The sequence below is a fragment of the Petrocella sp. genome (assembly GCF_059865615.1).
This window is the reverse complement of sequence record NZ_JCBCDA010000119.1, coordinates 1-8,849: the sequence shown is the minus strand read 5'-3', so window position 1 is coordinate 8,849 and position 8,849 is coordinate 1. Positions and strand designations below refer to the sequence as shown.

Annotated in this window: 8 protein-coding genes, 1 pseudogene and 1 other annotated feature; of the genes and pseudogenes, 7 read left to right on the top strand and 2 right to left on the bottom strand. The window is 34.0% G+C overall.

Annotation, left to right across the window (positions count from 1 at the left end; all coding sequences use genetic code 11):
- The 7 genes and pseudogenes from AC6F8J_RS13845 to AC6F8J_RS13815 form a co-directional block, all read left to right on the top strand.
- On the top strand, positions 1 to 161 hold a 161-nt coding region (locus tag AC6F8J_RS13845; protein WP_500724164.1), incomplete at its 5' end, for a hypothetical protein.
- Positions 162 to 170: 9 nt separating this feature from the next.
- On the top strand, positions 171 to 2,498 hold the full coding sequence (locus AC6F8J_RS13840; protein ID WP_500724162.1) for an ATP-binding protein: 2,328 nt from the start codon (positions 171 to 173) through the stop codon (positions 2,496 to 2,498).
- Positions 2,479 to 2,868: a response regulator gene (locus AC6F8J_RS13835; RefSeq protein ID WP_500724160.1), complete on the top strand. Its 390-nt coding sequence runs from the start codon at positions 2,479 to 2,481 to the stop codon at positions 2,866 to 2,868. The genes AC6F8J_RS13840 and AC6F8J_RS13835 overlap by 20 nt, the downstream gene beginning before the upstream one ends.
- A 13-nt stretch (positions 2,869 to 2,881) precedes the next feature.
- The gene (locus tag AC6F8J_RS13830; protein WP_500724158.1) at positions 2,882 to 4,006 is read left to right on the top strand and encodes a DnaJ domain-containing protein; all 1,125 of its coding nucleotides are present in this window, start codon (positions 2,882 to 2,884) and stop codon (positions 4,004 to 4,006) included.
- A gap of 117 nt (positions 4,007 to 4,123) precedes the next feature.
- Entirely contained in the window at positions 4,124 to 4,441 is a 318-nt protein-coding gene (locus AC6F8J_RS13825) for a hypothetical protein (RefSeq protein ID WP_500724156.1), read from the top strand.
- Positions 4,442 to 4,659: 218 nt separating this feature from the next.
- A pseudogene (locus AC6F8J_RS13820) lies at positions 4,660 to 5,241 on the top strand (HD-GYP domain-containing protein).
- A 138-nt stretch (positions 5,242 to 5,379) separates the two neighbouring features.
- On the top strand, positions 5,380 to 5,616 hold the full coding sequence (locus AC6F8J_RS13815; protein WP_500724154.1) for a hypothetical protein: 237 nt from the start codon (positions 5,380 to 5,382) through the stop codon (positions 5,614 to 5,616).
- A 190-nt stretch (positions 5,617 to 5,806) separates the two neighbouring features.
- On the opposite strand, the gene AC6F8J_RS13810 is transcribed toward AC6F8J_RS13815, so the two are convergent.
- A complete protein-coding gene (locus tag AC6F8J_RS13810) occupies positions 5,807 to 6,889 on the bottom strand; it encodes a tartrate dehydrogenase (RefSeq protein WP_500724153.1) in 1,083 nt (360 codons plus the stop codon).
- A gap of 11 nt (positions 6,890 to 6,900) precedes the next feature.
- Positions 6,901 to 8,481, bottom strand: a complete 1,581-nt coding sequence (gene serA / locus AC6F8J_RS13805) for a phosphoglycerate dehydrogenase (protein WP_500724151.1) — start codon at positions 8,479 to 8,481, stop codon at positions 6,901 to 6,903.
- Between the two features lie 49 nt (positions 8,482 to 8,530).
- Positions 8,531 to 8,727 (bottom strand) — a binding site (T-box leader).
- Between the last annotated feature and the right edge of the window lie 122 nt (positions 8,728 to 8,849).

Here is an 8,849-nt window from a genome sequence, read left to right as displayed (position 1 = left end):
TTTTAGTCGGACAAAAGAATGTAGCTATGGTTGGGCATTTGATTAGAGCCTATGGTTTAAAGATGGATGATGCAGAAACCGGTGAGCGTTTTAGCCGGACAGTTACAGTAAAAGTCTCAAATGGTCACATACATGTCAAACGGCAAAATATGATTCTATAGGTGATAAATATGAAAAAAAATCAGGAGTATTATATGATATTAGAAGCATTAGGCGATGGTGTCATAGCTGTTGACCATAATAATAAGGTGGATTATGTTAATAGAAAAGCTATAGAAATTATAGGTAAAGAGCCAAAAGTAAAGGAATCAATCTGTGATTTTTTCAAGGTGAAAACGAAGAAAAAAGGTGAAATCATAGATAGAATTATCAGTGAAGTGCAACAATCAGGTACCATGCGAGGCCTTGAAAAAGGGGCTTATATTGATATACCAGTCAAAGGAAGAAGATATGTATCTGCGAGCATCACACGTATAAAAGTCAAAAGGGCATACAAAGTCGTTCTTAGCATAAGAGATATCACCAACTTAATACAACTGGAAAACGAGCATATTGAGCAAAAAGATAATTTGGAGATTATCAATAATGCTTTACCACTTGGTTTGATTGTTTTGGATAAAGAACAAAAAGTAATCAAGGCCAATCATTTTATCATCCATCATTTTAAAAATACAGATTATCAAGTTGGCGCCCATTTCTTAGGCGACATATTAAAATGCTCAAATACCAAAGAAGGATTATGTGGGACAACTTTAAACTGTTTAGGTTGTCAGGTTAGAGAAAGTGTATTTTCAATTAACCAAGAAAAAGAAAGTTATATTCAAAAGAAAGTTAAATTCAAACATATTTTCTTTGGTCAAGAGAGTTATCGGGATTATCAACTTGAATTTGTAAAGATCAAAAATCATGAAGAAACTCAAACTTTAATAATTTTGCAAGACATTACAGAACAAGTTAATTATGAGACCGCCATTAGAAAAGCGAAAGACGATGCAGAAGAAGCCAATCGTTTAAAAAGTGAGTTCTTATCTAATATGAGTCATGAAATCAGAACACCCTTAAACGGTATTCTTGGTATGGTTGAATTAACAAGACGTAAATTAGAAGATCAAGAACTCATAGAAAATCTAGATATAGCAAAAACATCCAGTGTAAACTTGCTGAATATTATCAATAGCATTTTGGATATATCTAAGATCGAAGCAGGCAAATTTGTGGTTTTAAAAAAAGCATTTGATTTTGAAGCACTTTTAGATGAAATAGCAAAAGAAAATAAATATAAAGCACATGAAAAAAATATCCTATTAGAAATTATCAAAGAAACATCTTATCGAGAAAAGATAATTAGTGATCCAATAAAGTTAAAACAAGTCCTGACAAACCTTATAAATAACGCCATAAAATTCACTGAAGTGGGTAAAGTATCGATACGTTATAGATTATTTGAAAATAAAAATGGCCTATATGAACTGAAGGTTCATGTTAAGGATACTGGAATTGGAATCGCTCAAGCATATAAGGACAATATTTTTGAAAGTTTTACCCAAGTAGATGGTTCTTATACTAGAAAACAAGGTGGTACAGGTCTTGGACTTGCAATTTCAAAAAAAATTATAACACTTCTCGAAGGTGAATTAGAATTTAACTCTCAGGAGGGTAGGGGTTCAGATTTTTTCTTCAAAATCCCCGTTGAATTAGAAAAAAAAACAACAAATGCATACGATATGATTATGTTGAGAAATGAAGTGGAAGCGGTAAATAAAAATGAAGAAAGACGATCTACAAATAAGGCCCAAAAAAGTATTTTAGTGGCTGAAGATGATAAGGTGAATCAAAAAATCATAAAGATGCAACTTGAATCAACTGGATATGCAGTAATGCTGGCGGATCATGGAAAAGATGCCATAGAAAAATTTAATGAAAGTATACATTATGACTTGATTCTTATGGACATACAAATGCCAATCATGAGTGGGCTGGATGCGGTTGATATTATAAGACAAAGCAAAAAGGGCAAAACCATTCCAATTGTTGCCATAACAGCTCTAGCGTTAAAGGAAGACCGGGATAAGATTCTGGAACATAATTTTGATTACTATATTACCAAACCATTAGAGTTGGATAAATTAGCTGAAATAGTTGAGGCCTTAATCAAGGGAGAATGGATAGATATTAATGCTTGTAAAAAAAATAAAATTGCAAGAACGGATCTGCCCCGCTTTGATAAAAATCGTGTCATGGTATTAGATGAACAGGTTATAATGATGGAAAAGTTATTTCTTGAAAAAAATTATGAAGCTTTCGAGGAAGAAGTGCAAGTGTTGGTGGATTATTTTGATGAGATACAGGAAGAAGACTATAAACTTATGGCTTTTAAACTCATCATGAATATTAGGAAAGAAGATTGGATAAAATGTGCAGAACTAATTGACATCTTATTGTATGAAATAAGAAAAGACATAAATGAGGAGGAAAAAAATGAAAATATTAGTAGCTGAAGATGATGTAATTAGCAGAAAATTGATGTCAAAGGTATTAGCAGAGTATGGTAATTGTGACTTGGTGATCAATGGTATTGAGGCGATTGATGCATTTTTATTGGCTCAGAAAGAGGGTGAACCTTATGATTTGATGTGTTTAGATATAATGATGCCAAAAATTGATGGTGTAAAAACTTTAAGAACCATTAGAGATTTGGAAAAACAAAATCAAGTAGAAAAACCGGTAAAGATTATTATGATTACGGCTCTTGACGAAAAGGAAGTGGTAGAGGACGCCTTTGTTAAAGGCGCTGATGCTTATGCTACAAAACCATTGGATATCGATAAATTGGTAGAAGTCATAAAAAAAATGCAATTAATCTCCTGATGAAAGGTATACTATGGAAGAAATATTTAAAGATTATTTTATGATACTTGAAGTACATTATATGGCCAGTCCTGCCATTATAAAATCAGCATACAAACAATTATCTAAAATACATCATCCGGATCTTGGTGGTGATAAAGAGAAATTTCAAGCTATTCAAGAAGCCTATGAGATCTTATCAAGGGACATAGACCGAAAGAAATATGAAAATCAGTGGTTAAGACATCATATAAAATATATGAATAAGTTTGAAACAAGTATGGTAACATCATTATTCGATGTGGCTTTTTTACCTGCCCGCCACATCGTGCTTGAGCATTTGTTTTTTATTTTGCATAAGGATTATGAATCGGCTTATGACATGCTTTCAACTTATAATAAAAAAAGGATTAGTAAAAGAGAATATTCCCGTTGGCAATCTTTAATTGGTGAGATTCACCAACTCATAGAATTTGACTGTGTGGTCGAAGCCATCGGTCAAACAGATTCGATAGACATAGACCGTAGACTTTTAGATAAAAGTCTGATTTTCAAAGTTAAGGTTAGAGAGAGAAATTTAATACTAAACAGAATTGAAGAAGAGTTTTTTCTACGTAAATTAGTCTATGAAGAGGGTGTGTGGAAAATACGTTTAAATAACATCGATATTAAAAGAATCATAAAAAAGTATGGTAAAATCATAGCACTTAACAAAAAAAACAGTAAAAGAATAAAAAAAATAAAACCATTGATCGAAGACCATTATCCAACACAACAACTTTCATTTGAAATATTCATAAAACACTGCGAGTATGAGTTCACACGTTTTATTCGGTATAAGAGTCCTTTTGTTATTATGAAAATCAAGTTAAAGAGTGACAGTAAAATAGAGCATATGGATCAGCAAGTGAACGAATTGTTGGGAAAGAACACAAGAAAAATAGATGCCTTTACTCAATATGAAACCAATAGCTATCTTTTGTTCTTGCCTGAAACGGATATAGAAAAAGGTTTTTTTGTAACAAAGAAAATTTTAGAAGTTTTAAAGAATCATTTTAAAGACTTTGAGGAAAAGAATATTGATATACAGGTTGTTGAAAGCATAGATGTATATGTGAGTGTCAAAGAAATGTTACAATCTATTGATGTTTATTGGTAATTTGCTGCATATTATTCGTATCATGAGGGAGATCGTCAGATGAAATCAAAGATCCTAGATTATGTCGATTTTAAAAAAGCAAATGCTTACTAGAAGGTTTTAACAAATATAAAATCTATGGATGCATTATTTGTGGTTTTAACCAACCAATTAAGAAATATGCTTAAATGTGACTCCACTCAATTAGTTAGTCTTGCTGAGTATGATGATGGTCTTTATTTTGACTCGAAAGAATATGTTACTGAAAAATACAAACATTTAGAGCTGACAAAAATAGGAAATATTACTCTAAAGTACTTGAATATTTCGGATTTTATGAAGTTTAATAAGTCAGATAATCTAAAAAATTTTGGTGCTTTCAGCATTGTTATTAAATTTAATAGTTCATATAATCGTCAGGTTTTTTTTGTATATCGAAGCAGAAAAAATCATTGAAGACAAGAAACTACTACAAATTTATCTAGTAAATATGGTTAAGGTGTCAAAACTATATGGTTGAACTTTTGCATACAATATATAGTTATGAATGCATCAACGTAATCTATATATTGTATGTGAATTTAGTGAAACTTAGTTTTGACCCTTTAACCAAATATCATATCTAGTTTGCATGCAATTATTTCAAATATAAAAAGGATAAATAAAAAACACAATTGTTTGTTTCTTTAGGTTTACTTATTGAAAAGAGAAATCATCAAGTTGCAAATCATGTTAAAAGGGTATCAGAAGCGACAAAAGTTTTAGCTGAAGCGTGTGGCTATGCAGATGAAAAGTTGAATAACATTTTTATTGCCAGTTCCATCCATGATATTGGTAAAATATTTGTACCAGATGCACTTCTCAATAAACTAGGAAAATTGACGTAAGAAGAATTTGAAATTATAAAGAAGCATGCGACTGATGATTTAAAAATGATGGATGATTTTGGTGAGACTCTATCCAAAACAATGCATAATGTGGTTAAACACCATCATGAAAATTGGGATGGCTCTGGCTACCCATAAGGGTTGTTTTCAGAAGATATTCCTTATGATGCAAGGATTGTTAGTGTGATTGATGTTTTTGAAGCGCTTACACATGAAAGACCATATAAAAAAGCTTGGAGCTTTGATGGAGCGTCAAGAGTTATTGTGGAGAATAAGGGAATTAAATTTGATCCGCAAATCGTACAAATTTTCGAACCTATTTCTGAAATAATATATGATGTTTTTAGAACTTATAAAGATACTACTTAGTGTCTGCTGAGTAACTTTAAAATCCTGATTTTACTGCATTTGAAGCGATTTTTTGTATAATAAGTGCAAGGGTATTTCCTGAATTCAACCATTATCCTTGCACTTTATGTCAAATAATTCTGTAGGAGCCTAAAAAAGATGTATATTCTATCCGATGATTCTCAACCTACTTTCCTTGAGTTTAATCAGCCCCTTAGACTTAAGATGAACCCTAAGAATAGATGGATTACCTTGATAGACCCAATACCCTGGAAGAATTTGAAGAAAAATATGCCGAGCTATTTTCAAGCGATACCGGCAATGTTGCCAAGCCACTTCGTTGGTGCGTTTTTAAGAAAATTACGCTTAGCTTCAGAAAGAAGAGGGAAGCGTTGATTTGAATGTGTATTTTTTTTTCTTGTTCTCTAGGAAAGTCCAACTCTAGCATTTAGCTTTAAAACATAGCTGAATGCGTCAAGGTCCTTTCCTTTCGAACCGTTTAGAAATATGAGCAGAGCTCATAATGAAGCGAAGCTTCTTCTCTTCTTTACCGATACCATTATAATCGAAAGAGTCTGTTCTAAACCTATGTATTTTTAATTAAGGTGGTGAGCATATCACATATTGCAGATCCAACATCAGAGGTTGGTGATATACCGCCTAGGTCTCTAGTAAGGTATTTTCCTTCTACGAGCACGGCTTCAATGGCATCAACAATTATATCGTGTGTCATTTCCGGATACAAGTGGTCAAGCATCATTTTTACAGTCCATATCATGGCCATAGGATTAGCGATTTGTTTACCTGCAATTTCTGGTGCAGAACCATGAACTGGCTCAAACATGGAAGGGTAGGTACCTTCTATATTTAGATTGGCGCTTGCTGCAAACCCTAGACCGCCTTGAAGGGCTGCCCCAAGATCTGTAATAATATCACCAAATAGATTAGAGGCCACAACCACGTCAAAGCTTTCAGGTCTCTGTACAAAATACATGCTAATGGCATCAACATGATTTACCTCAGTTTTAATATCGGGATAGTTTTGTGAAATAGCATTGAACCTATTATCCCAAAATACCATGCTGTAATTAAGAGCATTGGATTTTGTTGCACTGGTTAATTTTTTTGCTCTATTACGCTTTTGAGAGAGTTCAAAAGCGTATTTCATAACCCGGTCGGTATTTTTTTGGGTGAAGACACCGGTTTGATGAGCAGCTTCATCATTGGTGCCTACATCTTTGAATTCTCCGTGTCCTGAATACTCACCTTCAACATTTTCTCTTACGACCACAAAATCAATATCTTTAGGTGTTTTGTTTTTTAGAGGGCAAGGTGCACCTTTTAATAACTTGATAGGTCTTAAATTTATAGATTGGTCAAAGCCCTGTCTGATTTTTAATAATAATTCTCTAAGAGAAATGTGGTCAGGAACACCAGGATAGCCAACAGCACCTAATAAGATGGCATCGTATTTCTCAAGCTCGAGCATACCGTCTTCTGGCATCATTCTACCAGTGTTATGATAATATTCACATCCCCAAGGGTAATGGGTTAACTCAGCAGGAGGTAACCCTTTAAGTGATAAGTAGTGATGAAGTACCTTTATGCCTTCTTCCATAACTTCTGTACCGATACCATCTCCTGGGATGACTGCAATTTTTTTATTCATTATGAAACCTCCTATATTTTAAGTGACCAAGCTTTTAAAATGCCTGGATGCTGTTGAATCTCAAAAAGAACATCATCATTGATTGTTTGGTCTACTGTGAGAAGCATCATAGCAGACTTGTGAGTCTGAGAAAGACTGACATTCATAGTTGAAATATTGATCTTGTTTTGACCAAGGATATGACCGATTGCACCAATCATACCGGGACTATCGTTGTTTTCAATGAGTAACATATTGCCTTTTGGTACAATATCTATTGAATAATTGTTGATAGCTACAATTCGTGGTTCACCCTTTCCTAAAACAGTACCTTCTATTTCAAATATTTCATTTTTACTATGAAGCCTTATGGCTATAGAATTTGAGTATTCATCGGAGGTACTTACCCTTCTTTCGGATATGGCGATACCTCTGTTTTCAGCTAGTAGTCTCGCATTAACATAGGTCACAGGGGTGTCCAGTACAGTTTCATAAAGCCCTTTTATAAAAGAGAGTACAAGTGGTTCGGTTGAATGGTGAGATAAATCTCCTTTATAAATGAATTCAATTGTTTTGGCAACTTCTTTGTGTATTTGATGGTAAAGTTTCCCCATGCGTTCAACAAGTGTAAGGAAGGGTTTCATCTGTTCAAGCTCATTAACGGAAAGGCTTGGTAGATTCACAGCATTCGCAATTAATTTTCCTTTTAGAGCTTCATAGACTTCAATAGCAATTGTTTCACCTACATTTTTTTGTGCTTCAATTGTATCAGCTCCGAGATGTGGGGTGATAATCGTTTCTTCAAGGTCAAGTAAAGGTGAGATTGGATGGGGTTCGTCTTTTAGTACATCAATTGCTGCGCCGGCAACGGTACCTTCCTTTATTGCTATGTAAAGTGCTTCTTCATCAACGATTCCGCCACGAGCACAGTTGATGATACGTACTTCTTTTTTTACACGCTTCAAAGCGTTTTCATTAATCATACCAAGTGTTTCTTTTGTCTTAGGTGTATGTACGGATATAAAATCGGAAAGATCTAAAAGTTCATTCAGCGTGTTAGCACGCTTCACACTAAACTGATCGAACTTGTCTGCATTGATATAAGGGTCATATGCAATGACATCCATTCCAAAAGATTGCATTCTGGTTGCAACCATGGTTCCTATCCTACCAAGGCCAATGACACCAAGGGTTTTACCCATTAATTCAACACCTTGAAATAAGGTTCTGTCCCATTGCCTAGATTTTATATGAGCATCGGCTCTTGGTATATTTCTTGAAAGAGATAACATAAGTGCGATTGTATGTTCTGCCGCTGATACCGTATTAGCGTCTGGGGTATTTACAACAATGATGCCTCTTTCTGTAGCCCCAGACAATTCGATATTATCCACGCCATTTCCAGCTCGGCCAACGACTTTTAATTTTTTAGCCTGTTGATAGAGTTCTTCATTGACTTTGGTAACACTTCTTACAATAAGCGCATCATAATCTCCAATGTTTTCCAAAAGTGCTTCTCTTGTTAAACCGTAATCAACTGTTACATTCATTCCTTTTGACTTCAAAAATTCAATGCCTTCGTCTGCGATTTTTTCCGCAACTAAAATATTCATAAAACCATCCTTTCTTTAACACAATTCAAAAAAAACTCCGCCATCCCAAAAAAGGGACGAGAAGTTTACCCGCGTTGCCACCCTAGTTGATACATTGTATCCACTCGATTAAGTTATCGCCTTAAATACGTTTGGTATTACCCAAAAGCTCTGAGGTAGATTCAAATCAAAAAGCAACTGATTTTCACCAACCATCAGCTCTCTTTATACTTTAATAATTTTACTATTCCTCATCCTTGCTATAAATATATGAAATTATGTGTTATTATAACGCGTTTAAGTGTGTGCGTCAACCCTATTTGTTAAATAATTAACTTTACTTAAAAGAATAGATGGGTGAATGATGCGTGGGAGATTCTTGTTTTTTA